The sequence below is a fragment of the Parasphingopyxis lamellibrachiae genome, assembly GCF_003385775.1.
Classification (GTDB): Bacteria; Pseudomonadota; Alphaproteobacteria; order Sphingomonadales; family Sphingomonadaceae; genus Parasphingopyxis; species Parasphingopyxis lamellibrachiae.
Genome location: NZ_QRDP01000004.1, coordinates 1,376,357 through 1,403,353, shown reverse-complemented (window position 1 = coordinate 1,403,353; position 26,997 = coordinate 1,376,357). Strand labels below are relative to the sequence as shown.

General features: G+C 59.9%; 25 protein-coding genes and 1 tRNA gene. 13 read left to right on the top strand and 13 right to left on the bottom strand.

Going from position 1 to position 26,997, the window contains the following annotated elements:
- Window positions 1-125 precede the first annotated feature (125 nt).
- The 6 genes from rpmA to DFR46_RS06900 form a co-directional block, all read right to left on the bottom strand.
- Entirely contained in the window at window positions 126-392 is a 267-nt protein-coding gene (gene rpmA, locus DFR46_RS06925; RefSeq protein ID WP_116235779.1) for a 50S ribosomal protein L27, read from the bottom strand.
- A gap of 2 nt (window positions 393-394) precedes the next feature.
- Window positions 395-889, bottom strand: coding sequence for a 50S ribosomal protein L21 (gene rplU / locus DFR46_RS06920; RefSeq protein WP_116235778.1), 495 nt, complete (start codon window positions 887-889; stop codon window positions 395-397).
- A gap of 123 nt (window positions 890-1,012) precedes the next feature.
- Window positions 1,013-1,861, bottom strand: coding sequence for an alpha/beta fold hydrolase (locus DFR46_RS06915; RefSeq protein WP_245953725.1), 849 nt, complete (start codon window positions 1,859-1,861; stop codon window positions 1,013-1,015).
- 62 nt (window positions 1,862-1,923) lie between these two features.
- Window positions 1,924-3,600: a PHA/PHB synthase family protein gene (locus DFR46_RS06910; RefSeq protein WP_116235777.1), complete on the bottom strand. Its 1,677-nt coding sequence runs from the start codon at window positions 3,598-3,600 to the stop codon at window positions 1,924-1,926.
- Between the two features lie 134 nt (window positions 3,601-3,734).
- Window positions 3,735-4,550 carry an enoyl-CoA hydratase/isomerase family protein gene (locus DFR46_RS06905; protein WP_116235776.1) on the bottom strand — a complete coding sequence of 272 codons (816 nt, stop codon included), beginning with the start codon at window positions 4,548-4,550 and terminating at the stop codon, window positions 3,735-3,737.
- A gap of 29 nt (window positions 4,551-4,579) precedes the next feature.
- Window positions 4,580-4,762: a hypothetical protein gene (locus tag DFR46_RS06900; protein WP_116237203.1), complete on the bottom strand. Its 183-nt coding sequence runs from the start codon at window positions 4,760-4,762 to the stop codon at window positions 4,580-4,582.
- A gap of 98 nt (window positions 4,763-4,860) precedes the next feature.
- Between DFR46_RS06900 and DFR46_RS06895 the strand changes: the two genes are divergently transcribed.
- The 3 genes from DFR46_RS06895 to DFR46_RS06885 all read left to right on the top strand — a co-directional run bounded on the left by DFR46_RS06895 (window position 4,861) and on the right by DFR46_RS06885 (window position 8,292).
- A complete protein-coding gene (locus DFR46_RS06895) occupies window positions 4,861-6,036 on the top strand; it encodes a winged helix-turn-helix domain-containing protein (protein ID WP_116235775.1) in 1,176 nt (391 codons plus the stop codon).
- Window positions 6,037-6,091: 55 nt separating this feature from the next.
- Window positions 6,092-6,637 (top strand): GNAT family N-acetyltransferase, encoded by a 546-nt coding sequence (locus DFR46_RS06890; RefSeq protein ID WP_162843415.1) that lies wholly within the window; start codon window positions 6,092-6,094, stop codon window positions 6,635-6,637.
- Between the two features lie 149 nt (window positions 6,638-6,786).
- Window positions 6,787-8,292 (top strand): WS/DGAT/MGAT family O-acyltransferase, encoded by a 1,506-nt coding sequence (locus DFR46_RS06885; protein ID WP_211306390.1) that lies wholly within the window; start codon window positions 6,787-6,789, stop codon window positions 8,290-8,292.
- Here DFR46_RS06885 and DFR46_RS06880 read toward each other — a convergent pair.
- On the bottom strand, window positions 8,289-9,077 hold the full coding sequence (locus DFR46_RS06880; RefSeq protein WP_147297633.1) for an esterase/lipase family protein: 789 nt from the start codon (window positions 9,075-9,077) through the stop codon (window positions 8,289-8,291). The two genes, DFR46_RS06885 and DFR46_RS06880, sit on opposite strands and share 4 nt — an antisense overlap.
- Before the next feature lie 80 nt (window positions 9,078-9,157).
- Complete coding sequence (gene hspQ / locus DFR46_RS06875; protein WP_116235771.1) at window positions 9,158-9,541, bottom strand: heat shock protein HspQ; 384 nt, start codon at window positions 9,539-9,541, stop codon at window positions 9,158-9,160.
- 126 nt (window positions 9,542-9,667) lie between these two features.
- Between hspQ and DFR46_RS06870 the strand changes: the two genes are divergently transcribed.
- A tRNA-Ser gene (locus DFR46_RS06870) sits at window positions 9,668-9,756 on the top strand.
- 239 nt (window positions 9,757-9,995) lie between these two features.
- Here the strand turns inward: DFR46_RS06870 and DFR46_RS06865 are convergent.
- The 5 genes from DFR46_RS06865 to DFR46_RS06845 all read right to left on the bottom strand — a co-directional run bounded on the left by DFR46_RS06865 (window position 9,996) and on the right by DFR46_RS06845 (window position 17,643).
- Window positions 9,996-11,471, bottom strand: a complete 1,476-nt coding sequence (locus DFR46_RS06865; protein WP_147297632.1) for a hypothetical protein — start codon at window positions 11,469-11,471, stop codon at window positions 9,996-9,998.
- A gap of 232 nt (window positions 11,472-11,703) precedes the next feature.
- On the bottom strand, window positions 11,704-14,058 hold the full coding sequence (locus tag DFR46_RS06860; protein ID WP_116235769.1) for a TonB-dependent receptor: 2,355 nt from the start codon (window positions 14,056-14,058) through the stop codon (window positions 11,704-11,706).
- A 385-nt stretch (window positions 14,059-14,443) separates the two neighbouring features.
- Complete coding sequence (locus DFR46_RS06855) at window positions 14,444-15,220, bottom strand: SDR family NAD(P)-dependent oxidoreductase (RefSeq protein WP_116235768.1); 777 nt, start codon at window positions 15,218-15,220, stop codon at window positions 14,444-14,446.
- Between the two features lie 3 nt (window positions 15,221-15,223).
- Complete coding sequence (locus DFR46_RS06850; RefSeq protein WP_245953724.1) at window positions 15,224-16,021, bottom strand: enoyl-CoA hydratase/isomerase family protein; 798 nt, start codon at window positions 16,019-16,021, stop codon at window positions 15,224-15,226.
- Window positions 16,022-16,035: 14 nt separating this feature from the next.
- Complete coding sequence (locus DFR46_RS06845; protein ID WP_162843414.1) at window positions 16,036-17,643, bottom strand: class I adenylate-forming enzyme family protein; 1,608 nt, start codon at window positions 17,641-17,643, stop codon at window positions 16,036-16,038.
- Window positions 17,644-17,771: 128 nt separating this feature from the next.
- On the opposite strand from DFR46_RS06845, the gene DFR46_RS06840 reads away from it, so the two are divergent.
- The 9 genes from DFR46_RS06840 (at window position 17,772) to DFR46_RS06800 (ending at window position 26,986) form a co-directional block, all read left to right on the top strand.
- The gene (locus tag DFR46_RS06840) at window positions 17,772-18,350 is read left to right on the top strand and encodes an FAS1-like dehydratase domain-containing protein (protein ID WP_162843413.1); all 579 of its coding nucleotides are present in this window, start codon (window positions 17,772-17,774) and stop codon (window positions 18,348-18,350) included.
- Complete coding sequence (locus DFR46_RS06835; RefSeq protein WP_116235766.1) at window positions 18,347-18,814, top strand: MaoC/PaaZ C-terminal domain-containing protein; 468 nt, start codon at window positions 18,347-18,349, stop codon at window positions 18,812-18,814. The genes DFR46_RS06840 and DFR46_RS06835 overlap by 4 nt, the downstream gene beginning before the upstream one ends.
- 95 nt (window positions 18,815-18,909) lie before the next feature.
- Window positions 18,910-20,049, top strand: a complete 1,140-nt coding sequence (locus DFR46_RS06830) for an acyl-CoA dehydrogenase family protein (RefSeq protein ID WP_116235765.1) — start codon at window positions 18,910-18,912, stop codon at window positions 20,047-20,049.
- A complete protein-coding gene (locus tag DFR46_RS06825; protein WP_116235764.1) occupies window positions 20,042-20,842 on the top strand; it encodes an enoyl-CoA hydratase/isomerase family protein in 801 nt (266 codons plus the stop codon). The genes DFR46_RS06830 and DFR46_RS06825 overlap by 8 nt, the downstream gene beginning before the upstream one ends.
- Window positions 20,832-21,593 (top strand): enoyl-CoA hydratase/isomerase family protein, encoded by a 762-nt coding sequence (locus tag DFR46_RS06820; RefSeq protein WP_162843412.1) that lies wholly within the window; start codon window positions 20,832-20,834, stop codon window positions 21,591-21,593. The genes DFR46_RS06825 and DFR46_RS06820 overlap by 11 nt, the downstream gene beginning before the upstream one ends.
- A gap of 1 nt (window position 21,594) precedes the next feature.
- Window positions 21,595-22,059, top strand: coding sequence for a MaoC/PaaZ C-terminal domain-containing protein (locus DFR46_RS06815; protein ID WP_116235762.1), 465 nt, complete (start codon window positions 21,595-21,597; stop codon window positions 22,057-22,059).
- A 6-nt stretch (window positions 22,060-22,065) separates the two neighbouring features.
- Window positions 22,066-22,539, top strand: a complete 474-nt coding sequence (locus DFR46_RS06810) for a Zn-ribbon domain-containing OB-fold protein (protein WP_116235761.1) — start codon at window positions 22,066-22,068, stop codon at window positions 22,537-22,539.
- Window positions 22,536-23,516: a VOC family protein gene (locus tag DFR46_RS06805; RefSeq protein WP_116235760.1), complete on the top strand. Its 981-nt coding sequence runs from the start codon at window positions 22,536-22,538 to the stop codon at window positions 23,514-23,516. The genes DFR46_RS06810 and DFR46_RS06805 overlap by 4 nt, the downstream gene beginning before the upstream one ends.
- A gap of 5 nt (window positions 23,517-23,521) precedes the next feature.
- Window positions 23,522-26,986, top strand: a complete 3,465-nt coding sequence (locus DFR46_RS06800; protein ID WP_116235759.1) for an indolepyruvate ferredoxin oxidoreductase family protein — start codon at window positions 23,522-23,524, stop codon at window positions 26,984-26,986.
- Window positions 26,987-26,997 lie beyond the last annotated feature (11 nt).

The following is a 26,997-nucleotide window of genomic DNA, read 5'->3' as shown; positions in this document are numbered from 1 at the left end:
TCGATGACGATTATATGAGGGAGACAATAAAAAAGGGAGACCGGGTCAGCCCGTCTCCCTCAATCGGCCCCGTTTCCGGAACCATCGGGCTGCCCTCCCAGAGGACAGCCCTTTATCGACTGTCCTTATTCCGCCGCTTCGGCCATTTCCACGCCCACATAGGTGCGGTTGTTGCGGCCTTTTTTAAATCGGACGGTGCCGTCCACGAGCGAAAAGATCGTGTGGTCGCGGCCAAGACCGACATTGTCGGCCGGAATCCATTTGGTCCCGCGCTGACGCACGATAATGTTGCCGGCAACGACGTTTTCGCCACCGAACTTTTTGACGCCCAGGAATTTCGGGTTTGAGTCACGACCGTTGCGTGACGAACCGCCTGCTTTCTTATGTGCCATGGTTACGCGTCCTTATCGTCTGTCTTCGGCGCTGCCTTTTTGGCAGGCGCTTTCTTGGCCGGAGCCTTTTTCGCAGCGGCCGGCTTTGCAGCTTTGGTCGTTGCCGTCTTTTTGGCCGGGGCCTTTTTCGCAGGCGCGGCTTTCGCCGTGTCGCCATCGTCAGCCTTTGCAGCGGCCTTTTTCGGTGCCGCTTTCTTCGCCGCGCCGATTCCCGTGATCTTGATCTGGGTCAGCATCTGGCGATGGCCGTTTTTCCGGCGGTAATTGTGACGTCGCTTCTTCTTGAAGACGATGATTTTTTCGCCGCGGCCCTGTTCGACGATCTCGCCGGAAACGGTGAGGCTCTTCGTGTCCTTCAGGGTGGCGCCTTCGCCAGCCATCAGAACATCGTCAAACGAAACCGAATCACCGGCTTGGCCAGCGATCTTCTCGATTGTGATTACATCACCTTCAGCGACGCGATATTGTTTGCCGCCCGTGCGCACGACTGCGAACATGGTACCCAACTTTCATCTGTTTTGCGATCCGCACGAGCACAAGGCCACGGCCAAGCCCCCGCGCGGGAAAGCGCGCCAAATATGGGAAGCGCGCCAGCTTGTCAACCGATTGCCATGCCTTAATCAGGCCGCCTCGGCGCTTTCTGCATCCTCTGCGCGATCGAGAAATTCGCGCGCATGCGTTATAAACTCTTCCGCATGGCTGAGCATGAACAAATGCCCGCCATCCTCGATGAGAATGAGCTCGCTCCCCGGGATCAACGCATGCAACATTCGCCCGTTTATCGGCTGCACGATCGGATCGCGATCGCCGGTCATGATCAATGTCGGTTTGCGCAGGAACGGTAGCGCCGGCGCGCTTGTCCAGCCGAACATCGCCAGAAGCTGATAGAAATAGCCGATCTTGGAGGGAGCCTTGATCCGGTGGATATGGCCGTCGGATCCTTCGGTCGATCCGCCATAAAGCGTTTTGAAGTGCTTCTCCATGAAGCTCGGATCGATATAACGGCGTGGGTCCACCATTTTCGAGAGCGCTTCGAACTTGCCGGGAACCATCAGCATGCCGGCCGTCGTAGCGACCAGGATCAGTCTGTTTACGCGGTTGCCATGTTGCAGAGTGAAGTGCTGCGCCATCGCGCCGCCCCAGCTCACGCCCATAACGTCGACCACCGGCATTTCGTAGCGATCCAGCAAAAGCGCGCTGATCCGCGCCATGATAAACGGGTTGTAGGGGATGGTCGGTTCCGGCGATTCGCCGACACCGGGCATATCGAAAGTGATAAAGTCCCGATCGTTCAGCATTGTCGGCAGGGGCGCCGCGACTTCCGTATTCGCGCCGATGCCGTTGAAGAACAGCAACGGCGGCTTGCCGTTGGACGGCCCCGAATAGCGCCAATAGGCAACCTGCAATTGCCGCCCATCGACGGTTTCTAGGGTGTATTCGGGTGCTTCCATATGGCTGGCTTTGGTCATTGATGACTTTCCGTTGCTTGGGGGCTGCCGGAGATCAGCAGGGATTGGCCTGTTCGGGAGGACTATTCCAGAACATAGGTGCCCGGCGCGGCCTCCATTGCCTTGTTCGTCTTGCTGCCAAGCATTTTTGGCGCGGCTTTCTCATCCCCGGAGCGGGCCTGAAGCCATTCCATCCAGTAAGGCCACCAGCTATCCTTGATTTCCTCGGTGCCTTCCATCCATTTATCCACAGAAGCGGGCGGCTTGCCCTTCTTTTTCATTTTGAAATATTTGGCCTTTGGATTGCCCGGAGGATTGAGGATCGCCTGCATGTGACCGGCCTGCGACAGGACAAATTCGACATTTTTCGAGCCGAACAGCTGGGTCGAGCGATAACAGGCGCGCCACGGCGTGATGTGATCGGTAACCCCGCCTAGGATGAACATATCGTTCTTGACCTTTGTGAGGTCGACGGTGTGGCCGGCAATGTCGAACTTTCCGGGCTCGGCATAGGCATTGGCCTCGAACAGATCGAGGAAATCGCCCATCAGCGTCGCCGAGAGGTTGGTCGCATCCGCATTCCAGAACAATACGTCAAAAGCGGGCGGATCGTCGCCCATCAGATAATTGTTGATCACATAGTTCCAGATAAGGTCGTTCGGCCTGAGCCAGGCAAAACTGCGAGCCAGTGAATTCGCTTCGATCACGCCCTTGCGCCTGGCGCGCTGCTTGGCGAGCGCGATACCATTTTCGGATACGAGGGAACTTGCCTCGGTATCGCCGGGCTTGGGCTCGAGCACGCAAACCATCATGGTCGCCGCGTTGATGCTGTCATCCTTCTCCGCGGCCAGCTTGGAGAGCAGGACGGACATGGTCTGCCCGCCCGAACAGCCGCCCGACACGTTAACTTTGTCCGAACCGGTGATTTCCTGCACCGTGGCGAGCGCGCGGATACAGGCGTCGACATAGTCGTCCATGCCCCACACGCCCATGTCTTCCGTCGGGTTGCGCCAGCTGATGACGAACGTCTGGATGCCGTGATCGACCTGAAATTTCACCACGCTTTTTTCTGGTGAGAGATCGTTGATGTACATTTTGTTGATCTGCGGCGGGATGGTGAGCTGCGGGATCGCATAGACTTTGTCAGTGCTCGGCTGATACTGGATCAGCTCCATCATATCGTCGCGGTACACGACCGCGCCGGGCGATGTGGCGACATTCTCGCCCAGCTTGAACGGCTTCTTATTGACTTGGCTGACCATGCCCTGGTTCTTGGTCAGGTCTTCATAGGCGTTCTTGAGGCCCTTGATCAGGGAAAGTCCACCACTGTCGATGGCCCGTTTCTGCGCCATCGGATTGCCGGCAAAACTGTTGGTCGGAGACAGCGCATCGATCACGATCTGGGAGATGAAGCTCGCCCGATCCTTTTCCAGCGCATCGAGCTCAAGGTCTTCGATCCAGGTCTTTGTGCCTTTTTCCACTGCGAGGAAATACTGCATCCCCGCTTTATAAAAGGGATTGAAGGTGAAGGCAGGGTCCATGAACCGCTTGTCGCGCGGGTTGGGCGCCAGTTCCGACTTGCCCGTCATGATCTGCACCACGTCTTCGGAAAAACTCGATGCGTGCTTGAACGCCTTTTGTGGATCGCTGGCGGTTTCCCGCAGCAGCATGGCTATGGCGCCGACAAAATCCTCGCGCGCCAGGCCGACAAGCGGCCCCAGTGCCATGGTTGCTTCCGGTTCGCCTTCGAGCTGCGCCATCGCATCATTCTCCTAGTTTTCTTTGAAGGGTGGCGCGTCGGGAGCGCGCCTGTCAATTCTTTTGCGCGTACCGTTTTGGGAAGGGCGGTTGGTGGCGCGAAGGAGTTCAGGCCTATGCTGCCGATTTTCTACGCTTAATCGCCTGTAAAATCGGGTTTTCTCTTTTCAAGAAAGGCAGCCACGCCCTCTTTCTGGTCCGCGCTCATGGAGGTCAGCAGAAACTGGTCGCGATCCATATAGCTGGTCGCATGGTTCAATGCTCCCGCAGCGGCATTTATCGCCTGTTTGGTCATGCGTAGTGGGATGGGCGGCATAGCGGCATAGCGCTCCGCCAGCGCCCTGGCTGCATCCAGGGCGCTGCCGGGCGGCGCAATTTCGTCGACCATCCCCCATTCCAGAGCCTGTGGGGCGTTCAATTTCTCACCGAGTATCGTGAAGCGCTTCGCGCGCGACGGGCCGATCAGCGAAACGGTTCTCGGATTGCTCTGCCAGCTCATATTCATGCCGAGCGGGATCTCGGGCAATCGGAAATGGGCGTCTTCGCCAGCGATCCGGTGATCGCAGGCGATTGCCAGTGCAACGCCCCCGCCGATGCAGAACCGTTCCACGGCCGCGATGGTTAACTGTTCCAGCTTTTCCCATGCCGCGCACATATCCGGTCCGACTTTCAGAGCCTGGCGGCGGTCCAGCAGCGTCGGCTTTTCGGGTGCTTTGCTGTCCGGGGTCTTGAGATCGAAACCGGCGGAAAAGCCGCCTTTGCCAGCCAGGACGATCGCCGAGCTCTCGGTGTCGTCGGAGAGCATGCGCGCACAGTCGGTGAGTTCGCGCATCGCATTGTTCGACAGGGCGTTCATGCCGTCGCCGCGATCGAAGGTGACGATAACGACACGGCCATCGCGCTCCAAGGAGAGAAACTCGCCGAAGCGCTCCGGTTCGGGCGTTTCAGTCATTTCGATTCCTTCCCCGCTATCGTTCTGGCCTAGTGAAGCTTGGCGATCTTCAGCTTGTCCGCCTTGGCGCGTTTCTTGACGGACTCCTCGCTGCGGGTGAGCGCCTTTGCGATCTGCTTCAGCGGCACGCCTTTTTGGGCAAGCCGGTGTAGCTTCTGGATTTCATCGCTTGTCCAGGCCTGCTTGTGTCGTTCGAAACGTTTTTCCGCCATGGCCTCCATTCACAGCATATCGCCGCCGGATGCAATGGAAAGCATTGTCGCCGAATGCTGTCTTCCTCTTTCCATCCATCTGATGCACTGTCCTGTGAATGGGCCTGAAGATATCCAATCGCGACGCGCGTCGGCTCTGGATCGATGCACAGGGGCTCTCGCAAACCCCCACGGGCCCGCTCGATGTGATGGCCATTATCCGCAGGCTGGGGTTTGTGCAGCTTGATACGATCCAGGCCGTTGCACGCGCCCATCATCACATCCTGTGGTCGCGCAACCAGAATTATCGCGAACCGATGCTGGATCGGCTGCTGGCGGAAGACCGCTCGATATTCGAGCATTTCACCCATGACGCTTCGGTTTTACCGATCGAAACCTACCCCTATTGGCGGCGACAGTTGGACCGACTGGGCGAGAGGACAGGGCGCTGGGCACAAACACGTTCCATGGTGGATGCCGAGGGGATGGCGGCGATCAGGGCACGGATCGAGGCGGAAGGCCCGCTTTCCACCCATGCCTTCGATACCAAAAAGACCTCGAAGGAGATGTGGGCGCGCCCGCCGCATAAGCTGGCCCTCGATCATATGTGGTATGCTGGCGAGCTGGCGACATCGCATCGCACCAACTTCACCAAATATTACGATCTGAGCGAGCGGGTGATCCCGGGCCATGTACGCGAAGAGGTGCGTAGCGATGCGGAACAGCTCGATTGGCTATGCCGCGCTGCGCTCGACCGGCTGGCCTTTGCCAGCGAGGGCGATGTCATGCGGTTCTGGGGCGCGGCGGCACTTGCCGAGGTAAAGGCCTGGCGGCGCGCGGTGGCCGATGAGCTGGTCGAGGTCGAGATCGCCTGCGCGGACGGCACGAAGCTGCCCCTCTTTGCTCCGGCCTCGATAGAAAAAAAGCTGGATAATGCTCCCGCGCCAACATCGCGTCTGCGCATCCTCAGCCCCTTCGATCCGGTCGTGCGGGACCGGTCCCGTATCTCGCGCCTGTTCGGCTTTTACTATCGCATCGAGATCTTCGTCCCTGCGGCCCAGCGGAAATGGGGCTATTATGTCATGCCGATACTGGAAGGGGATCGTTTTGTCGGACGGATCGAGGCGAAGGCGGACCGCAAGGCGGGCGAGCTGATTGTCCACAATACCTGGCCTGAACCCGGCGTTAGATGGGGGCGTGCACGTTGGCAGAAGCTGGATGCCGAGCTCGACCGGCTCGCACGCTTCGTTGGAATGCAGACAGTGATCTGGAAGAAAGGTGCACGCGATGGCTGAGATGGACATTCGACTCCCCGAAACAATGCGCAGGGCCGCCCAATCGGATTGGCGAATGATCGGAGCGATCACCGGGGATGCGTTCCAAAACGATCCCGTTTCGAGCTGGGTCTTCGGGAACAAGCGGCCCATGGCGGCGGTGTTCGGCCGGATGGCGCGCGATATCTATCTGCCACACGGCATCTGTCATCTCGCGGGCGACGATGGGGCGACCCAATGGCTGTTGCCCGGGGTGAACAATACTATGCCGCTCGCCGGGCAGATGAATATTGCATGGCACATGATCCGTGGCGGCGGTTTCGGCTCGCTGAAACGGGGAATGAGTGCGGGGAGCGCTATGGCGCGGCATCACCCCAAAGAACCTCATGCCTATCTCTATACTATTGCAGTACGCGCATCGGCACAGGGACGGGGCCTCGGCCGCGCGCTTCTGGCGCCGATGCTGGACGCATGCGATCGTGCGGGCTTGCCTGCCTATCTGGAAAATTCGAACCCGCGCAATCATAGCTTCTATGCCGGGCAGGGTTTCGATCATATCGAGCATTTTTCGCCAGGGCCCGCCGCACCGCCGCTGGAAGCCATGTGGCGGGAGCCGCGCTGAGACACTAAGGCGATCCGATATCCTGTGTCGTTTGGGGATAGGAACGCCCCGGATTGGCGCTGCTGTATCAAAATCCGCGATATTGCATTAGTTTCGCCAATTGCAGTGACAAGAATCCGGGAATACCGGATCTGCCCTGGGAGGAAATGATGCAGCAGCTTAGCCCGATGGACGCGTCTTTCGTTTATATGGAGACGCCATCGACACCGATGCACATCGGATCGCTGGCACTATACGACCCGTCGACATCGCCCAATGGCAAACTCCGTTTCAAGGAGGTTCTTGAGTTTATCGAGGGCCGGCTGGACGGGGCTTGGGCCTTTCGGCGGCGGCTGGTGCGCGTGCCTTTCGATCTCGATCATCCTTATTGGATCGAGGATCCCGATTTCGATTTGGAATATCATGTTCGGCATGTCGCCCTGCCCGAGCCCGGGGACTGGCGGCAGTTGTGTATTCTCGCGGCGCGGCTGCATTCCCGTGCGCTCGATCTCACCAAACCGCTCTGGGAATTCACAGTGATCGAGGGCCTCGACAATATCGAGGGCCTGCCCAAAGGCTGCATCGCAATCCTCTCCAAAATCCATCATGCGGCGATCGACGGCATGTCGGGGGTTGAAATCACCACGGCCGTGCATGACCTGACCCCCGATGTGCCGGAGCGCAGCTTCGACATGAACTGGAAAGCGGACAGTAAACCGGCCGATGCGGAGCTTCTCGTGCGCGCGCAGATCAATGCCGTGCGCCAGCCCTTCAAGATCGCCGATATCGTCGCCCGCAGCATTCCGGGCATGGCCAAGGCCGGCGCCGGCCTGCTGACGCGCGACCTGAACCTTCCATCCAGCGGCAGCGCACCCAAAACCCTGTTCAACCAGACCATCTCGCCGCACCGGGTGTTCAACGGCGTTCGGTTCGACCTTGCGGATATCAAAGCGATCAAGACGGCCGTTGAAGATGCGACCGTGAACGATGTAGTGCTTTCGATCTTCGGCGGCGGCCTGCGCAAATATCTGATCTCGAAAGACGATCTGCCCAAGGACGACATGACGGCCATGGCGCCGATTTCAGTACGCTCGGACGATCAGAAGGCCGATCTGGGCAATCAGGTCTCGGCGATGATCGTCGGGCTTGGCACCCATATCGAGGACCCGGTCGAGCGGCTCAATTATGTCCACGACAAGGCGCAGAAATCGAAGAATCTCACCAATGCGATGGGCGCGCGCAACCTCTCGCGCATGAGCGGGATGATGCCCGGCGCGCTGATGGGGCTCGGCGCGCGGCTCTATGCCCGCGCGGGGCTTGCGAGCGCGCATGCACCCGCCTTTAACTGCGTTGTCACCAATGTGCCGGGTCCGCCGATGGATATCTATTTCGCCGGAGCGCGGCTGATCGAGCAATTCGGTGTCGGCCCGATTTTCGACGGGATGGGGCTAATCAATATCGTCTACAGCTCGGGCGGCACATTGACGCTTTCCTTCACCGCCGATCGCGAAGCGGTCAGCGATCCTGAAAATTACGCCCAGGCGCTACGCGATACGTTCGACGAACTGATGGCCGCATTGGTCGCTTCCCAGCCCAAGCCCAAACCCAGGAAAAATGCGGCGAAGAAATCGGCGGCAAAGAAATCGAAGGCCAGGCGCAAGGCCGCAGCCGGCTAGTTGTGCGAGGGAAAAATCGCCGACTGGAGGCCCCTGGCTTCGAACGGCGCCCATTCGCCTTCTGCCTGGGCCAGGCGATTGGCGATCAGATAGAGGACGGGCCCGTTCACGCCGAGGCCGCAATGGCTACCATAAACGCCGACATTTTCCGAATGGGCGCTCTCGGTCACCAAACAATTCTGCCATGGCACGACGCCATCCGCCTTTGAGTATACGGCCGTGGTCGGTACTTTCGGTACTGCGGAAATTTCAGCCATCTGCTGCTGCATCTTGGCGCTGCTGACCCGTTCACCGGTTGCTGCCTCATAGACGCGCCACACAGTGGTGGACTGCGCATGGCCGCGCATCGGCGAACCAAGAGTAACAACCTGCCTTATCATTTCAGGCACGCGCTGGCCGAGCTGGCGCGACATGGAGCCGCCGAGGCTCCACCCGACGAGGCTGACCTTTTCACCAGTTTCCTCGTGAATTTCGTGCAGCTTTTCGATCAGCAATTCGCCTTCATGACCGATCGCCTTGGGGCCGAGGTTGCGGCCGAGGTCCCAGCAATATGTGTCATAGCCCAGCCGGTCGAGATAACGCCGGATGACCCGCGTCGAACGGCCGCTGGCCATAAAGCCCGGCAGTACCATCACCGGATGGCCATCGCCGCGCGGGGCCGAATAGAGCAACGGCGAGGATAGCGGCAGGGTTGCCATCTCGAACGCCGCCCGATGCAGTTCGGAAAAGGCCAGAAGGCGGGACGGGCGGGGTACTGCGCTATGGTCCATTGCTGCGGTTGCCAAAACTATGCTCTCCTGCATGTCATGTGGTGTTATGTTTTCCTGTCGTTTCCACATGGCGGCAGGATTTGTCGGCTCGGAGTCTAATGGCGATGTTCGGGTTTCAGCGTGTAACGCCCCTTGGTAATGCCATCGAAAATGCCGGCAATGGCCGGATGGTCGATCGGCTCTTCGCTTTCGTCATGCAGCAAGTTCTGCTGGCTGACATAAGCGACATAGCTGCTTTCCGCATTTTCCGCGAGCAGGTGATAAAAGGGCTGATCCTTGCGGGGACGGATATCCTCCGGAATGGCCTCATACCAATCGTCGCTATTGGCAAAAACGGGGTCGATATCGAAGATAACGCCGCGAAAGTCGAACATGCGGTGCTTCACGATATCGCCAATCGTAAAGCTCGCATGCGCCACTGGTGGCGCGTCTTTCGCGAAAATATTGCGTTCGCGCGGGGAGGGAATATCCGGGTCCATTGCAAATAATGTAGGTGCGGCCCCCTCTGGTGACAAGCGCGGACTTGGCAAGCGCTGTGGGGTAAGCTAATGCGCGCCGCTTGAACGGCCCGCCCGGCAGCAATGCCGGTGTACCTTGATTCTTGCGGAGAGGTGCCGGAGTGGTCGAACGGGGCGGTCTCGAAAACCGTTGTGCCTTATGGGTACCGTGGGTTCGAATCCCACCCTCTCCGCCAAATTATAACTTAAAAACAATTAGATAGAGATTCTGGTATTTGCGGAAGCACGACCCAGATTCCGTCTTCGGGACGCGGGATGTCATCCTGTCATTTCATCCGGCTGCCCTGACGATGAAGCGACGGCGGTCTCGAATCCTGTCAGGATGCTCTTCAGGCGAGATTTGTATTAAAAATCAATCGAATATAACTCTGGAGCCTCAAGCCTATCCGGCAGTATTGCCTTCCCTACGCGAATTCTAATTGGCGTAGCAGACGTCTGACGGGTTATAGCCAAGGTCTTCATTGCCTGTCGCCGTCAACTGCCGCGTTTCCACGACCGGAGAACCGGCCGCATAACCGCTATGTACGGTGGCAGTCATACCAGCGATATTGATCGAGATACGCGGTGAACTGGAACGACGCCGCCTGGTGAAAATCATGGTCACATTGCCGAGGTCACGGTCCCATTCATCGTAATAAGAGCAGCCATTTTCGTCCGACATATCGATCCATGATCCGGCCCCGAGCCGGCGAAACTGGCCTCCCTCATAATCTATGGTCGTCATCTCGGTCGCGGTCATATCGCGTCTTTGCGATGCCGTTTCCCAGGCGAATTCGGGAGTAGTTTCCGTGATTGGATAGAATTGGTCGACAACGCCGTTCAGGCTGAAAACAGAGAGTGATCGATTGTCGAGTTCGATCAGCGCATAAACTTCATTTGCTTCATTATAGGCGAGCAGATGGCTATCGCTGCTCTCCATGACGTCATAGGGCAGCGTCTCAGTGGCCCGTTCCAGGTCCCCATGGACGGCGAAATAACTCCACTGATCGTCCGAAATTCGCGAGAATACCCCGATACGGGTTTGGATGGTTTCCAGGGGAAAATTGCCGGATCCGCTATCCGTTGCCGGTGAGGGAATCGGGGCGGGCCGATCGTTGCAATCGCGCATCGGATCGAAATCCCGCTCTCTTGACACCTCTGTCAGGCGATACCCGTCGATCGGCGATCTCACGCCTGCGTTCAGCCTTTCGGCCTGCATCCCCATCGTATCGAGGTAGATTGTCAGGACGATATCGTTTTCCTCGTCCCAGATGGAGAAATCGATCATACCCGCGGACCAGGAGCGATAGATGCTGCAGTGGCCATCATCGTCTCGCCTGATCCATTGCCCGTACAGGCTGCGGCGCAACTGTCCGCCTTCGAAATTCGCTGTTTGGAGATCATACATGCTGGGGCGGTGCGGCCGCGGATAGCTGCGCGGGACCGCTTCGGCCGCCGTGACCTGATGGGACCGTATGAGGGAGCCATCGGCGGCACGGATGAAGATCGCGCCGTTGCTGAAGGATATGCTGGCGCGAACATTCCGGTCAGCATCATGAAATGACAATGCGTTTCCCCCGGGCCTGCCCGTAACGAGATCATAGGTGAAGACCTCGCCGGAATCTCTGGTTTCCGTCCAGCCGTCTGACGATTCCCGGAATATTCCGCCATCATAACGGAAAACTGTCGCGTCCTCCTGCGTCACGCCATTGAATGAAAAGTCCCTTCTGAGCTCCGGCGGCGGAGATTTTGATGCGGTGTTATCCTGTTTCGCAACCATATCGGCCGCGACTGCTTGCGGGACCTGCGTCTGCGCGGGCCAGGCCCACATAGCCAGCATTGCCGCACCCGCCAGCCGCAATCCCCATTGCGCCGTGGCCTCACCTGCCCCGTTCATTTGCAAATATTCCATACTGTCCCCCGCTACAAAGCATAGTTAGAGCAGTGCCGGGCCGGGAACGCCAGAAACAATTAAGGCCGGTTAGCCGTACGCGACGGCAATTGGGCCGGTCGGCAAGAAGGGCGGAGCATCTTCGACGAACTACCCCTCTTGCCGGGGCTATCGGCGGCAGGCAGCATTACCCAAAAAAAGAAGGCGGGGTTTGCCCGACAAACGGACAGACCCCGCCTTCAGGAGAGACATGCTAGTAGCGGTAGCCGACGGATATGCCGTAGGTTGCCGGCGCGCCGGTCAGACGTGAAACATAGTCGGTGAGATGGGTCACATTGGTCCAATAATGCTCGTTTGTGACGTTGCGGCCCCAGACCTGCGCCGTCCAATGGCCGTCTGCGGCTTCTATGCCGGCCCGCAGATCCACCAACGTGGAGGAAGGCAGCTGGAACACCGGATTGTTGCCGAATGCCGCCGGACTGCTGCTGCGATAGGTGAGCGATCCGCCGACAAAGCCGCGAAGCCCGCCTGCACCGATCGGGAATTCATATTCGGCATCGCTCACGATCTGCCATTCCGGGGTGTTCGGAAAAGATTCCCCGACATAGCTGGTCAGCCCGCCAAACGGGCCTCTGGGCTCAGCGGGAGCAACTGGGTCCGTCAGCACTTCGGAAGCAACATAGGTGATGCCCGTGCTGAGCCGCAGACCTTCAACCGGGCGGGCGGCCAGATTGACCTCGAAACCATAGACTTCGGATTCCGGTATATTAACCAGCTGGGGCAGGGGACCGAACACCGGCGTCAGCACGATGCCTTTGAGCTGCTTGTCCTCATAGTCATTGTAAAAGGCCGCGAATTCGATGCTGAACCGGTTGTCGATGGTCGACAGGCGGGTGCCGGCCTCGAAGGCGAGCACGGATTCCTGCGTTACCGGGGTGAACTGGCTGGAGAGAATGCCTGGTACGAGAGCATAACTGCCGGATTTATAGCCGCGGGTGACATTGGCATAGATCATCGCATTGTCATTGAAACGATAGTCGGCACCGAGCCGCCATGAGAGATTGTCTTCATCGAGGCTTGAATTGGCAAGGCCGGGGGCAAAGGTGGTTGCGTCCAGTGTGACGCAGCCGCCTGCCGGAATGGTCGTTGGCGTTCCCGAGAATATCGTTGCCAGGAAGCTGAAGGCCTGGGCGGCGCTGACACCTACTGCGCCGGCACCGGCATCCCGGATACAGCCGCTAAAGTCCCGATTCTGCGATGCATAGCGCGCAGAACCCTGCAAGGTCAGCTGGTCGGTTACGTGGAAATCGAGACTGCCGAAAACAGAAATCGTGTCGATGGACTGATTGGCTATCTGCCCGAGCGGCGTGAATATGAACGGCCCGATCTGGCTGTTCGTGCCCTGCGCGTTTGTCCGCGTCGATTCATTGGCAATCTCGTCCTGGTAATTACCACCGATCATCCAGTCGACCGGGCCGGACGTGCCGGCAAAGCGCAGTTCCTGGGAGAAGGTTGTCAATTTGGTGTCATGCTCCTGCACCAGGAAAGCGTTGAAGGCGGTGCCGTCGATATCGATCGGCGAATCTCCGCGGAAATCGGAATAGGCCGTAATCGACGTCAAGGTGATATCGTCCGTCAGTTCCCAGTCTGCACGAAGGGAAACCTGCCGGAAATCATCGCCGCGCGTAAGATCGGTATTGGGATCCCAATCGGCTTCACGCGGATTGTCGCCGGCCACCGGAGACGCATTCATCGCATCCGCGACGAATTGGGTCAGCGGGGTGACGGGAACGGCCGGCGAGAATTGCACAAACTGCGCCGCCTGGTTTTCCGATCCGTCATGCCAGGCGCTGAGGCCGAGCTGGAAGGAGAGCCGGTCGCTTGCCTGCCAGTCGATCAGCAGGCGTCCGTTGATGAAATCCTTGTCGCCCAGCCGGTCATTCGGGCGGGTCGTGCTATACTGCCAGCCGCTGGAGCGTTCGACCTGGATCGCTGCGCGGGCCGTCACCGTGTCGGTAAGCGGGCCGCTGATAAAGGCCGAAAAATCCACTTCGTTGAACCGGCCGACGCTCAGGTCGACACCGGCTTCGAAACTGCTCGTGGGTCGGGCTGCGACGAAATTGATGGCACCGCCGGTCGAGTTCATTCCGAATAATGTGCCCTGGGGTCCCTTGAGCACTTCGACCCGCTGGAGATCCATGATCGCACCGCGCGCCATCACCGAATAGGGAAGGGCGACCTGGTCGATATAGGCGGTTACGGTCGAGCCGGCCGTCACGGAATTGTCGTTATAGCCGATGCCGCGGATCGAGAGGATCGGCGTACCGAAAGCGCTTTGCTGGGCGCTGAAGCCGGGAACGGCCTGACCAAGCTGCGAAGGTTCGCTGATGCCGCTCCGCACGAGGTCGTCGCCGGTTATGGCGGTGATGGACATCGGAACGTCAGTGAGCCGCTCCGAACGCTTTTGTGCGGTCACGACGATTACGCCGTCGGAAACGCCGCTCTCTTCGGCCGCCGGTTCCGATGTTGTCTGCCCCTGTGCTGCCGTGAAAGGCAAAATGCACAACGCGGTGCCGACCAGATATGTGTTTATGATGTTCCTACGCATGTCCCAACTCTCCTACAGATTTCATGGCGATTGTCTCGTGGTTGATTCGGTGTGGGCGGGCGTCCCCCAAGGCCTGACGACATTGTGGGCGCGCCCCGGTTGAATGCATATGCGCGGCTGAATGGCGGATGCCGTAACGGCGCCTACCCTGCATGCGCAGCGTGCATGTGGATCATTTCTGCGAGCTTCCCCTTCCCGGCGGTCGATCTTTTTGATCGGATCCTATGCGCCTTCATCCCTGGGAGCCTTTGAACCCCTCTTTGTGAGGATTGGGGTAAGTGAGGCTTTGCTCACATCCTACTCGTCTTGGTTCCGGTACGGTTATAGATTGGCTCGAAAGGAGCCCTCGAAAAGCAGAAGCGCACCAGGGTCTGGCGCCAGAAATTCAGCGCTCAAAGGCCTCGACGACCGTTTCCGAACGGGCGGCTACCGTATCCCGCCATTCGGGATGGGTCGGCGCGTGGAGACGCTTTGCGAGCATGGCGTCAAGGATGATCCGCGCGGCTTCGCCAGGCGCTATGACGCGCGACAATTCGGGTGGGAAGGACGGCTGGGGCGCGTCCGGGTCGGTCGGCTGAATGGCCGTTGCAATCCATCCGGGGCAGGCAACCGTTACACTGATTCTCGTAGAGTCGAGTTCTTTCGCCAGCACTTCGGATAGGCCGACCACTGCGAATTTCGTCGCGACATAAATTCCAAAGCCTTCGAGCGGAAGAAGCCCTGCCATCGAGGCGATATTGACAATATGGCCGCTGGTCTGCGCGGCAGTCATCCGGGGCATGAAAGCGGATATGCCGTTAGCGATTCCGAGCAGGTTGACCCCGATAACCCGGTTCCAATCCTCTTCGCTGGTGTCGACCAGCGGCTTGTAGATCGCAATTCCCGCATTGTTGATCAAATAGTCGCACCCGCGAAAGCGGTCATAACATGCCTGAGCCAGCGCGTTGACCGAGTCCCTGTCCGCGACATCGGTGTGCACGGCCAGCGCCGCGCCGCCATCGGCGACGATGCCCTCGGCAACCTCGCGCGCATGGTCCATGTCGATATCGGCGATGACGACGTTACAGCCCTGGGATGCACAAAGCCGGGCAAGCGCCTTGCCCAGTCCCGATCCAGCTCCGGTAATCACGGCGGTTTTCCCGGCCATAATTTCGAGATCCATCGTCTAGCGCCCAACGAACACGGGTTTGGAGCGATTCTTGAACGCGTCGACGGCGATCTTGTGATCTTCCATCAGCATGGTCAGATTCTCATAACCCGCCGCCCGGTCGATAACCGCGTTGGCGGTTACCTTCAGCCCGGCGTTGATCGATGCCTTGGTCCATTTGATGGCATGGGTTGCGCCGTTGGCCAGCCGGTCCGCCATGGCGGCCACCGCTTCGTCAATTTCTTCGACCGGAACGGCTTCTGTGATCAGGCCGATCTCGGCGGCTTCAGCGCCGAAAATCGGATCGCCGGTGAGCAGATATTTGCGGGCCCGCGCATAGCCGATAAGCTGTGGCCAGATGACGGCGCCGCCGTCGCCTGCGACAAGGGCCACCGACACATGCGGATCGGCAAAGCGCGCGTCGGGCGTCGCGTAGACAAAGTCGCAAAATAGCGCGAGCGAGCAGCCCAGCCCGACCGCCGGACCGACGACGCGGGCGATGATCGGTTTTTCAAGATCGAGCAGCGAATTCTGGATCCTGCGGTCATTCTCAATACTGGCGGACGTCGCGATCGCGTCGCCCTGGAGCGAAACCAGCCAGTCGATATCGCCGCCGGCGCTGAACGCATCGCCCGCCCCGGTCAGGACCACCACCGAGACTTCGGGATCCCTGTCGATATCGTAGAAGATGCGAGAAAATTCGTCGTGAAGTTGCGGATTTACGGCGTTCTTCACCTCGGGGCGGTCGATCGTCAACGTCAGGATCGATCCGTTTTTTTCGATCTTGAGCGCTTCATAGGCTGCGTAATTCATCATGGGTCTCCAATCGATTATTGTTCAGGGGAAAGGTCGAAATGGGCCTGCATTTCGGGAATGAGCTCATGCTTCTTGATTTTGCCCGACGGGGTTGCGGGCAGGGTATCTACAAAGGCGATGTAGCGGGGCACCTTCCAGCGCGAGACACGGTCCCGACACCAGGCGCGGATCGTGTCGGCATCGGCATGATCAGGATGCGAGGGCCGCAGCACGGCGCACATTTCTTCGCCATATTTTCCATCCGGAAGACCAATCACGGCCGCTTCGGCGATATCGGGATGCTCGATCAGATAGGCTTCGATCTCCGCCGGATAGAGATTCTCTCCGCCACGAATGATCATTTCCTTGAGCCGCCCGACGATCGCGACATAGCCATCGGCATCCATCGTCGCGATGTCGCCAGTCTTCAGCCAGCCATCGGCATCGAAGGCCTGGCGGGTTGCCTCGGAATCTCCATAGCGCAACATCTTGCCAGGGCCGTCTGCGCATAATTCCCCCGGGACGCCGCAGGGCTGAACGCGCCCGGCGCTGTCGACCACCTTAAGACTAACCCCGGGAAGGGCGACGCCGCTCGTCGCAATCTTCTTGTCGGCATCGTCGCCGGGCCGAACGCTGGCGCTGACCCCGCAGCTTTCGGTCTGGCCATAGCCATTGAGCATTTCGACGCCGAACATGTCTTCGCATCGCTTCAGGAAAGGAGAGGGAACGGACGCGCCGCCAACGACGATGCGTTTCAGAGCCGAAAGGTCGCGCGACTGCAGAGTGCCTTCCTCCATGATGGCGGTGAGCATGGAGGGCACCCCGATAAAGCCGGTACAGCGTTCCTGCTCCAGAATGTCGAGCGCTTCGCCGGCGCGAAAGATATGGATGGGCAGTGTCGTTGCGCCAACGATCAGCGATCCGGGCGTGGAATTGCCGGAACCGCCGACATGGAACATCGGAAAGCCATGGCAGACCCGGTCGCCGGCGCCAAAGCCCCATCGCTCGTAGGTCCGTGCGGAGATTGTCGCGATCGATCCGTGCGGCAGCCAGGCCGCTTTGGGCACTCCCGTCGTGCCCGATGTATATTGGATCATGAAAAGGTCGGCCGGATCGACTTGCGGCAATGCGCCCGAATCCGGTGCGTTCGCAAGCAGGTCGTCGAGGTCGCCGGAGAGCGAATAGATGCCGCGCAGGAGCGGCGTACCGGAAGCGGCGGCATCGATGGTCGCCCGCATCGGATCGCCGCCCACTGTGTCGGCATGGAATATCGCGGCGACATCCGAAACGGCGAGCGCATATTGCAACTCGGCCGCCCGGTAGAGCGGGTTGATGGCGACGATCACCATCCCGGCCTTGGCAATCGCATATTCGAGCAGGATCCAGTTGGGATGGTTGGGAGCCCAGATCGCGATTCGCTCGCCCGGCTTGTATCCCGCCCCGATGAGCGCGTGCGCCAGTCTGCTGGATTGGGCATCGAGATCGCGGAACGTCCAGCGGACTTCTTCGATTTCGGGCTGGCAGGCAAAGACGACGGCCTCGGCATCCGGCCATGCTGCAGCAGACCGGGAGACGGCGGCGCCAATGGCGATATTGTCGCGTTCAGGACCATCGGCACTGCCGATCCACAAAGACTGCGCCAAGCCCAATTATGCCTCCCTATCCGCTTTCTGTTCAGGGTGCAGAACTAGTCGCATATGAAGGGCTTTCGCTGCTCGCATATCGCTCGCAGTCCGGTCGCGTTGTGCCTCGGGCGATTGCGGCACGGTGGATGTCGGTTCTAGATGGCTGGCATGAAATGCGCGTTCTCGAAGCGCGCAGCGAGGATATCGAAATGAATGATTTGCCGCAGCAGGTGAAGGACTGGCTCGGGAAGCCGGTGATCGTTGTCGATCACGTGGTGACTGTCGAGCAGGGCCTGTGGACCAATTTTTGCGTGGCGGTGGAAGACGGCAATCCGCTTTACTGGGATTATCCGCTTTCACGAGACGAGACGGAATCCGTTATTGCGCCGCCAATGATGTTACCGAGCTGGGCGATCGAGCATGACTGGCTTCCCGATCGCGCAGGCCCCGGTATGCGCACACTGGAACTGCATTTCATGGTCAAGGATGCGCTGGGCATCAAGAACGGGCTTGTAACCGAGGTCGAACTGGAGCTGCACGAGCCGTTGCGGCACGGCGACTCCGTGCGGGCCGAGCAGATATTACGTAGGGTCGACGAAGAGCGGGAGACGAAGCTCGGGGTCGGTCGAAACTGGGATATCGATGTGGTGTACCGCAAGCCCGATGGCAGCCTGGCGGGTATCCAGTCGCTCCATTTTCTGGGTTATGGAAAGGTTGAGGCATGACCAGAATACCGAAGCCGCATATCGGTCTGAGTCTGCCGGAGCTTGCCCTGCCGCTGACCCGCAAGCTGATCGTCATGGGCGCGGCCGCGACCCGCGACTGGCAACCTCAGCATCATGATCCCGATTGGGCAAAGGAAGCCGGCCTGCCCGACATCATAATGAACAACTATACCCAGGCAGGCCTTATCAGCCGTTTCGTCACTGACTGGAGCGGCCCGATGGGGCGGATAGGGCGGTTGCGCTTTGCGATGCGGCGACCGGTCTGCCCGGGCGGAACGGCGACGATCAATGGCATGGTGGTCGATCTGTCGGCCGAGATCGACGCGATGACCTGGGTTGAGATCGATATCGAGATCGCTGTCGATGAAAAACTCGTCACCACGGCAACGGTAAAACTTGCCTTGCCCGCCACAGCGCAATCGCGTTCGCCCTGGCATTGCCCGGCCATGAAATGGCGGCCCTGAGGAGCCCTCCAAATGTGAGCGCGAACAGAGTTGAGATGGAAGGGCGGGGCCGCGCACAACCCTGACTGCAGCAATGGCACAGGGCGGCGTACATCATGGAATTGGGACTATCCGAAGAACAGACACTGCTCCAGGATATGGTGCGGCAACTCTGCGAGGATCGGTTCCCGCTTGAAACGCTGCGGCAGATAGAGGCCGAACCTGACGGATTTCCGCGCGCATTCTGGCAGGAGCTTAGCGAACTTGGCGTGCCAGGCATTGCTATTGCCGAGCAATATGGCGGCCTTGAAATGGGGCTGTTCGAAACCGCTTTGGTGCATGAGCAGCTGGGCCGGCATCTCGCGCCGACACCGCATTTCGTCAGTTCGATTCTGGCTGCCCAGTTTCTTGCTCGGGCTGGAGACGAGGCCATGTGCAGCCGCTGGCTGCCGTCGATTGCCGATGCCAGCCAGATCGTTTCCGTCGCATCTGAAGAGCCGGGGGTCGGGTTCGATATCACTCGCCTGTCGACTGTGTTCGAGCGAAAGGGCGATCGGCTCTGCCTGAACGGGAGCAAGCATTTTGTGCCTTTTGCCACGGTTGCGGATCAGATTCTTGTTATCGGCCGTTTTGCTGCAACCGGTGCGATAGCCGCTTCCATTATTCCGCGGGACACGGCGGGTGTCAGTGTCCGGGGCCAGGCCAATTTGGCCACCGAGCCCTATTACAGCATTACATTCAGCGAGGTTATCGTTGCCGAAGAGAATTTGGTCTGTGGCGGCGCGGATATCGCTGCCGCCTGGCGCGGCGCGATGTTCCGGGCGCTTGTTGTGCTGGCGGCGCAGGCTGTCGGCGCGGCGCGGCGTATCCATGAAATCAGCACAGCCTATGCCAAGGAACGCGAGGCTTTCGGTCGGCCGATCGGCGGGTTTCAGTCGATCGCCCATTATCTTGCTGACGCTCTGGTCGAGATCGAAGGCTGCCAGACGCTGGTCCATCAGGCCGGTTGGCTGCACGACAATGGCCGCGCGTTTGAAGCCGCCGCGGCCATCGCCAAGCTCCAGGCCTGCGCCATGTTCAGGCAGGTTTCCGCGCTCGGCATTCAGGTGCATGGCGGCATGGGCTATACGACCGAAGCCGATCCCCAGTTGTTTTTCCGGCGCGCCAAACAGTGGCAGTCGCTCAACTGGGACGACGCGTATCTCGAAGATCAGATCGCACGGATGACGATCGACGGCGAGGCGGCCGATGTTTGAGACGCTCGCCTATGCGGTCGAAGATGGCATCGCGACCATCTGCCTCGACCGGCCGGATCGCCATAATGCGATCAACCAGCAAATGCATCTCGAGCTTCCGCAGGCTTGGGACGCCTTCAACCGAGACCCGGAAGCCGTGGTCGCAATCGTGACGGGATCTGGCGGGAAAGCCTTTTGCACCGGCGCCGATGTTGCGGACCTGCCGCAACTGGATCGCGACAACGCTCCGAGCCATGATGCAATCCGCTGGACCGGTTTGCAGAATCGCGTCTGGAAGCCGGTAATCTGTGCGGTTAACGGCCTCACGGTCGGCGGTGGCCTGCATTTCATCGCCGACGCAGACATCGTTCTGGCCAGCGAAACGGTGAGCTTCTGCGATACCCATGTCAGTGTCGGTCTGGTGGCAGGATTGGAGCCTGTGTCGCTGGCCCGGCGGATGCCGCTGGAAGCGGTGTTGCGGCTCGCTCTGCTCGGGCGCGACGAGCGGATGCCGGCTGAACGGGCGCTCGCGCTCGGCATGGTTGGGGAGCTTGTCTCCCCGGACGCGCTCATGGATCGGGCACGGGAAATGGCGGCGTCGATTGCGAAGAATTCGCCGTCGGCCATGGCGCGGACCAAAAGGGCGATCTGGCAGTCGCTCGAACTGCCGCTGGGCGCGGCTCTGGACGGCGCCTGGCAGGAAATACTGACCCATAATGAGGGGCCGGACTTTGCCGAGGGTGTCGCGGCTTTTCTCGAGCAGCGTGCGCCGCAATGGCAGCCTTTCGATCCGGAGACTCTCGATGACCGGTGAGCGTGAAGTGCAGACGGAGCGGGACGGCAAGGTCGGTGTCATTACGCTGGACCGGCCGGACAAGCTCAACGCCTATACGCCGGACATGGGCGACGAACTCGTCGATGCCTTCCGTACGTTCTCCGCGGATCCGGAAATTGGCGCCATCCTGCTGACGGGCAACGGCCGTGCCTTTTGTGCGGGTGCCGACAGGGCCTTCCTGAAGGGCGAGCGTGGACGCAACGGACTGCAGATCGGGGAAGAGCATTTCATCGACGGTTTTGTCAGCGAGCTTTTTGCCATCGAAACGCCGATCATTGCGGCCGTGAATGGGCCGGCCGTCGGTATCGGCGCGACGATGTTGCTGGCGCTCGATATGCGCATAGCGTCGGAAAGCGCCAGTTTCGGTTTTCCTTTCGCGAAGCTCGGCCTGATGCCGGGTATGGGGTCTACCGTTCTGCTTCCCGCGATTGTCGGCCTGTCGCGAGCGAAGGATATCCTGCTCAGCGGCGCGATGCTGACGAGCGTAGAGGCGCTCGAAGCCGGTCTGGTCAGTCGAATGTGCGGCGATGACGAACTGCCCGAAACTGCTCGCGAACTGGCCCACAGGGTGGCGGGCAATGACGGGTCGGCCATGGCGGCGAGCAAGCGAGCATTGGCCGGGCAGCTGGGCACAGCGCTTACGAATGCGATCAAAGACGAACAGCGCGAAGCCCAAAATCTGGCGCATAGACGCGTCGCAAGACTCTATTCTCTAACGAATGACGGATAAGATGGACGAGATACGATATGACGACATAGCGGCGCTCACGGCCCGCAAATCGGAAGAGTTCGGACCCTGGAGCGCGCCGCTGGACGTGCCGCAGGAGATGATCACGGCTTTTGCCGAAATGACCGGCGATCGCCAGTGGATCCACGTCGATCCCGAACGCGCCGCCCAAAGCGCCTTTGGTTCTACGATTGCGCATGGTTTCCTGATCCTCGGTCTGTCGACCATCATCAAGAACAATGCCGATTATGCGATCGTCGGCCATGGCAATGCTTTGAATTACGGCCTGGAACGGGTGCGCTTCGTCGCCCCGGTTCCCGCCGGTGCTGCAATTTACGGGCACACGCGGATCGTCAACGTTGCAGAGGAAAAGGGCGGCACGATGCTGACGGTAGGCGTCGCAATCCATGTGGTAGGGGCCGAAAAACCGTCGGTCTGCTTCGACTGGAAGCTCCTGTATCGTGGATGACCGGGCATGATTGAAACCATCCCGCTTCCGACGACGGACGATCCGGTCGATCGCGCATTCTGGCAAGGATGCATGGACGGGCGGTTGCTCGTCCAGAATTGCAACGATTGCGGCCATGTCCAGCATCCTCCGCGGGCCATGTGCCCGGCGTGCCAGTCGATGGAACTCGGCTGGAAGCAGACCTCGGGCAAGGGAACGGTCTGGTCTTACACGATGCCGCATCCCCCCTTGCTCCCCGCCTTTACGGAGATCGGGCCCTATATCGTGGCGGTCGTCGAGCCCGATGATTTCCCCGGCCTGCGGATCGTCGGTGCACTGAGCAATCCGGAGGGAGATTCCATCGGCGGAATCGACCCCGATGCGGTTCGGATCGGCACACCCGTCCGTCTTACATTCGTTCAACTCGCCGAGGATGTCGCCCTGCCATGCTGGTTTCCAGCAGGGGCTGGCATCCCCCCGGAAAAGGAAATGCAGCAATGAAGATCAAATCGCTTGGCTATATCGGCATTGGTAGCACCGACCCAAATGCCTGGCTGACCTTCGGGACGGAAGTACTGGGGATGATGCCAGCGCGCGCCATTCCGGGAGAAGGCTGGGGCGGCCCTGGAGATAACGAGGCCGCAAGCGGCAAACCCGGCACGGCGCCCGATGGCAGCGTCTATCTCAAGATGGACGAGCGCCAGTGGCGGATCGCGGTCCATCCGACGGACGGCTCGCGCGACCTGCTCTATATGGGGCTCGAACTGGACGGGCCTCTCGAACTCGAAGCCGGTATCGTCGAACTGCGCGAAGCGGGGCACGCGGTTCGCGAAGGCAGCCCCGATGATGCTTTTGGCCGCGCGGTTACCGCTATTGCCTATTGCGAAGATCCAAGCGGCAATCCGATCGAGCTCTATTATGGTCCGACGACGGACTATAAATTCGCTTCGCCCGTTCCCGGGCTGGAATTTGTCGCCGGGCATCTTGGTGTCGGTCATTTCAACCTGTTCGTGAACGATCAGCCCGCCTGTTTCGATTTCTACACGCGGCTCCTTGGGTTCAAGCTGTCGGATTATATCCGTTACGGCCCGGATGCCGCGCTCCAGTTCCTGCGGTGCAACGAACGGCACCACAGCCTGGCGATGGTCGATCTGGGCGGCGGCAACGCGCTGCAGCATATGCTGGTCGAGATGGCCACGATCGACGATGTCGGCATGGCGCTCGACCGGGCCAGGCAATCGGGTGTGGCCGTCGTCAGTTCGCTCGGCCGCCATCGCAACGATGGCATGCTTTCTTTCTACATGCGTTCGCCGGGGAATTTCGACGTCGAAATAGGCTGCGGCGGAAAGCGGCTCGACGAGACATGGTCTCCCAACGAGTTTTGCGAAGGCGATGTCTGGGGTCATGACGGGCTGGTCGAAGCGGTGATCGAGGCCGGCGAAGCCGCTCGTCAGCGGAACGCGGAAGGATCGTCCTGATCGCCATGCCGGATACAGGTCCAATCACCGTCGACACCGAATATCGGCTGGAAGATCGCTATTCGCGCACCGAAGGGCGGGTTTTCCTGTCCGGGTCGCAGGCGCTGGTCCGCCTGCCGATGATGCAGCGGCAGCGCGATGTCGCGGCCGGTCTCAACACAGCGGGATTTATTTCCGGATATACCGGTTCGCCGCTCGGGGGCTATGATATTGCCCTCAACCAGGTGCCGGACCTGCTCACGGAAAATCACATCCATTTCGAGCCGGGTATCAATGAGGACCTCGGCGCAACGGCGGTCTGGGGATCGCAGCAGGTCGGCCTGTTCGGCAATGCGCGCTATGATGGCGTGTTCGGCATCTGGTATGGCAAGGGGCCCGGCGTCGACCGGTCCGGCGATGCGCTGAAACATGGCAGCTATTCGGGGGCGTCTCCCCATGGTGGCGTGCTGGTTCTGGCCGGCGACGATCACGGTGCGAAATCATCGACCATCGCGCATCAGAGCGATCACGCCTTTATCCATTTCGGCATGCCTTTTTTCAACCCGTCATCGGTACAGGATTATATCGATTTCGGCTTGCATGGTTTTGCCATGTCGCGCCATTCGGGCTGCTGGGTAGGCATGAAATGCGTGACCGACACCATCGAGAGTAGCGCTTCGGTCGATATCGACCCGAACCGGATCGAGATTGCCCTGCCGGAAGACGAAAACACCGATGGTAAGCGCAGCGCGCGCTGGATGGTGCCGGCGCTGGTTGCCGAGAAACGGCAGTATCAGGAACGCATTCCGGCGGTTCTCGCCTATGTTCGCGCGAATAATCTGAATCGCACGATACTCTCTTCTTCCCGCAAGAATCTGGCGATCATCACGACCGGGAAGAGCTTTCTCGATGTGATGCAGGCGCTGGACGATCTCGGCCTCGATGCCGCGCGGAGCGAGGCACTCGGCGTTTCGCTCTACAAGGTTGCGATGCCCTGGCCGCTCGAGCCCGAGGGTATATCCGCATTCATCGAAGGCAATCGCGAAATTCTCGTCGTCGAGGAAAAGCGCCCGATTATCGAAGACCAGATTGCACGGCTGCTCGTCAACATGGCCGACCATCCCGGGCTGCTCGGCAAGCAGGACGCGACGGGCGCGCCGCTCTTCTCGGCCGAAGGAGAGCTTGCGCCGGCCACGATTGCGCAGGTGATAGCAGACCGGCTCAGGATGCTGGTTGGTGAGGGCGATGCTCTGGGCTGTATGGCCGCACTCGGCAATGACGGGGACAATAGTGTTTCCGGGACGGCGGCACTTGCGAGAATGCCAAGCTTCTGTGCCGGTTGTCCGCACAACCAGTCGACCAAATTGCCGGAGGGAAGTGTCGCCTTTGGCGGCATCGGCTGCCATGGCATGGCAACCTTCCTGCCGGAACGGAACACGCCGACCCTGTTCCAGATGGGCGGCGAGGGGGCTCCCTGGATCGGCATCGCGCCCTTTACCGAAACACCGCACATCTTTCAGAATCTTGGCGACGGGACCTACTATCATTCGGGGTTGCTGGCGATCAGGGCGGCCGTCGCCGCAGGCGTCAACATCACATATAAAATCCTCGTCAACGATGCGATCGCGATGACCGGCGGGCAGCCGATCGCGGGCAAGATGCGGGTCGACCAGCTTTCCAAACAGGTGCAGGCCGAGGGTATAGGGGCGATTGCGGTCGTTACCGATCATCCTGAAAATTATGGCGCGGACGCCGATTTCGCGCCGGGTACAACAGTGCATCACCGCCGCGAACTGGATGCGGTCCAGCGTCGCATGCGGGACATTCCGGGTGCAACGGCGATCATCTATGACCAGAATTGCGCAACCGAACTGCGCCGCCGCCGAAAGCGCGGCAAGGCTGAAGATCCTGACCGGCGGCCGTTTATCAATCCCCGGATCTGCGAAGGCTGCGGCGATTGTTCGGTTCAGTCCAACTGCATTGCGATCGAACCGGTTGAAACCGAATTCGGGCGTAAGCGGCGGATCAATCAGTCCGCCTGCAACAAGGATTTTTCCTGTCTCGAAGGCTATTGCCCGAGTTTCGTGACCGTCCACGGCGGACGGCCAAGAAAGCGCGGCGGCGGTGGCCACAGCTATCGGAATATCCTTGCCGATGTGCCCGCTCCCGAGCCCGCCTCGGTTGCCAAACCGTTCAGCCTGCTTGTTACCGGGATCGGCGGCTCCGGTGTGGTCACGCTGGGCGCGATACTGGGCATGGCAGCTCATCTGGAGGGGAAAGGCTGTTCGGTGCTCGATGTTACGGGCCTTGCCCAGCGCAACGGCCCGGTAACCAGCCATGTGCGCGTTGCCGTCTCGCCGGAAGCGCTTCAGGCCACCCGCATATCCGCCGCCGATCTGGTGATCGGAAGCGATATCGTCGTCACGGCGAGCGCGGACGTGCTCGGCCGAATGCGCTCGGAAATGACCCGCGCCATCGTCAACAGCCGTGTTGCGCCAACATCTGATTTTGCGAGCAATCCTGATCTCGATCTCAGCGCCGGCAAGATGAAATCGCTGATCTCCCAGTGCGGTGATACAGTCGAATTTATCGAGGCTAGCCAGCTCGCCTATGCGCTGATGGGCAATGAGGTGGGCGCCAATCTGATGCTGGTCGGTTATGCCGCGCAGCGTGGCTGGTTGCCGATTTCCCTCGCTGCGCTTGATCGCGCGGTGGAGCTGAACGGGACGGCTGTCGAAATGAACCGCGCGGCCATCGCCTGGGGCAGGATCGCAGCGCATGATCCGGCAAAGCTAACTGGCGTGCTTGCACCCGAAAAAGCAGACGAGGTCGAGGATCTCAACGCGATTGTCGATCGCAACGCAGCCGAACTCGAACGTTATCAGGATCGCGCCTATGCGGATCGCTACCGCGCGTTAGTCGATCTGGCGCGCGGCGCTGAGCGGCAACTGGACGATGTCCGCGACGATCTCGCCCGGGCCGTTGCGCAATATTACTTCAAGTTGCTCGCCTATAAGGATGAATATGAGGTCGCACGCCTGCTGAGCGGCGCAGAGTTCCGGCGTACGCTGGAAGAAGAATTCGAGGGCGATTTCCGCATCGAATATCATATGGCGCCGCCGATCCTCCAGCGACGGGATCCGCAGACCGGGCGCTACCGCAAGCGCAGCTTCGGTGGCTGGATACGGCCGGCAATGGGCCTGCTCGCGAAATTTCGTCGGTTGCGCGGTACGCCTTTCGATATCTTCGGCTATGCGGCGCACCGCCGTCTCGAGCGGGGTCTTATCGCCGAATATGAGAGCGATATCGCGATGCTAACCGGGCGTCTCGATCCGGCGAATCACGATGTGGCCGTGCGCATTGCCGAATGGCCCGAACAGGTTCGCGGATACGACACCGTGAAGGATGAGCATATCGCCAGGATGCGGGATGCGAAGCGGGAATTGATCATCGAACTGGAGGAGGCCCGGCGCGAAACCGTGCCTGCCTAAAGACAATGGGA

Bases quoted from the DNA above. Each gene is read 5' to 3' on its own strand.
- DFR46_RS06825 (WP_116235764.1), top strand. From the start codon at position 20,042: ATGTTTGAGACGCTCGCCTATGCGGTCGAAGATGGCATCGCGACCATC.
- DFR46_RS06915 (WP_245953725.1), bottom strand. From the start codon at position 1,861: ATGACCAAAGCCAGCCATATGGAAGCACCCGAATACACCCTAGAAACC.
- DFR46_RS06820 (WP_162843412.1), top strand. From the start codon at position 20,832: ATGACCGGTGAGCGTGAAGTGCAGACGGAGCGGGACGGCAAGGTCGGT.
- DFR46_RS06860 (WP_116235769.1), bottom strand. From the start codon at position 14,058: ATGCGTAGGAACATCATAAACACATATCTGGTCGGCACCGCGTTGTGC.
- DFR46_RS06890 (WP_162843415.1), top strand. From the start codon at position 6,092: ATGATCGGAGCGATCACCGGGGATGCGTTCCAAAACGATCCCGTTTCG.
- DFR46_RS06895 (WP_116235775.1), top strand. From the start codon at position 4,861: ATGGGCCTGAAGATATCCAATCGCGACGCGCGTCGGCTCTGGATCGAT.
- DFR46_RS06815 (WP_116235762.1), top strand. From the start codon at position 21,595: ATGGACGAGATACGATATGACGACATAGCGGCGCTCACGGCCCGCAAA.
- DFR46_RS06835 (WP_116235766.1), top strand. From the start codon at position 18,347: ATGACCAGAATACCGAAGCCGCATATCGGTCTGAGTCTGCCGGAGCTT.
- DFR46_RS06855 (WP_116235768.1), bottom strand. From the start codon at position 15,220: ATGGATCTCGAAATTATGGCCGGGAAAACCGCCGTGATTACCGGAGCT.
- DFR46_RS06900 (WP_116237203.1), bottom strand. From the start codon at position 4,762: ATGGCGGAAAAACGTTTCGAACGACACAAGCAGGCCTGGACAAGCGAT.
- DFR46_RS06905 (WP_116235776.1), bottom strand. From the start codon at position 4,550: ATGACTGAAACGCCCGAACCGGAGCGCTTCGGCGAGTTTCTCTCCTTG.
- DFR46_RS06810 (WP_116235761.1), top strand. From the start codon at position 22,066: ATGATTGAAACCATCCCGCTTCCGACGACGGACGATCCGGTCGATCGC.
- DFR46_RS06885 (WP_211306390.1), top strand. From the start codon at position 6,787: ATGCAGCAGCTTAGCCCGATGGACGCGTCTTTCGTTTATATGGAGACG.
- DFR46_RS06865 (WP_147297632.1), bottom strand. From the start codon at position 11,471: ATGGAATATTTGCAAATGAACGGGGCAGGTGAGGCCACGGCGCAATGG.
- DFR46_RS06850 (WP_245953724.1), bottom strand. From the start codon at position 16,021: ATGATGAATTACGCAGCCTATGAAGCGCTCAAGATCGAAAAAAACGGA.
- hspQ (WP_116235771.1), bottom strand. From the start codon at position 9,541: ATGGACCCGGATATTCCCTCCCCGCGCGAACGCAATATTTTCGCGAAA.
- DFR46_RS06840 (WP_162843413.1), top strand. From the start codon at position 17,772: ATGTCGGTTCTAGATGGCTGGCATGAAATGCGCGTTCTCGAAGCGCGC.
- rpmA (WP_116235779.1), bottom strand. From the start codon at position 392: ATGGCACATAAGAAAGCAGGCGGTTCGTCACGCAACGGTCGTGACTCA.
- DFR46_RS06800 (WP_116235759.1), top strand. From the start codon at position 23,522: ATGCCGGATACAGGTCCAATCACCGTCGACACCGAATATCGGCTGGAA.
- DFR46_RS06830 (WP_116235765.1), top strand. From the start codon at position 18,910: ATGGAATTGGGACTATCCGAAGAACAGACACTGCTCCAGGATATGGTG.
- DFR46_RS06910 (WP_116235777.1), bottom strand. From the start codon at position 3,600: ATGGCGCAGCTCGAAGGCGAACCGGAAGCAACCATGGCACTGGGGCCG.
- rplU (WP_116235778.1), bottom strand. From the start codon at position 889: ATGTTCGCAGTCGTGCGCACGGGCGGCAAACAATATCGCGTCGCTGAA.
- DFR46_RS06805 (WP_116235760.1), top strand. From the start codon at position 22,536: ATGAAGATCAAATCGCTTGGCTATATCGGCATTGGTAGCACCGACCCA.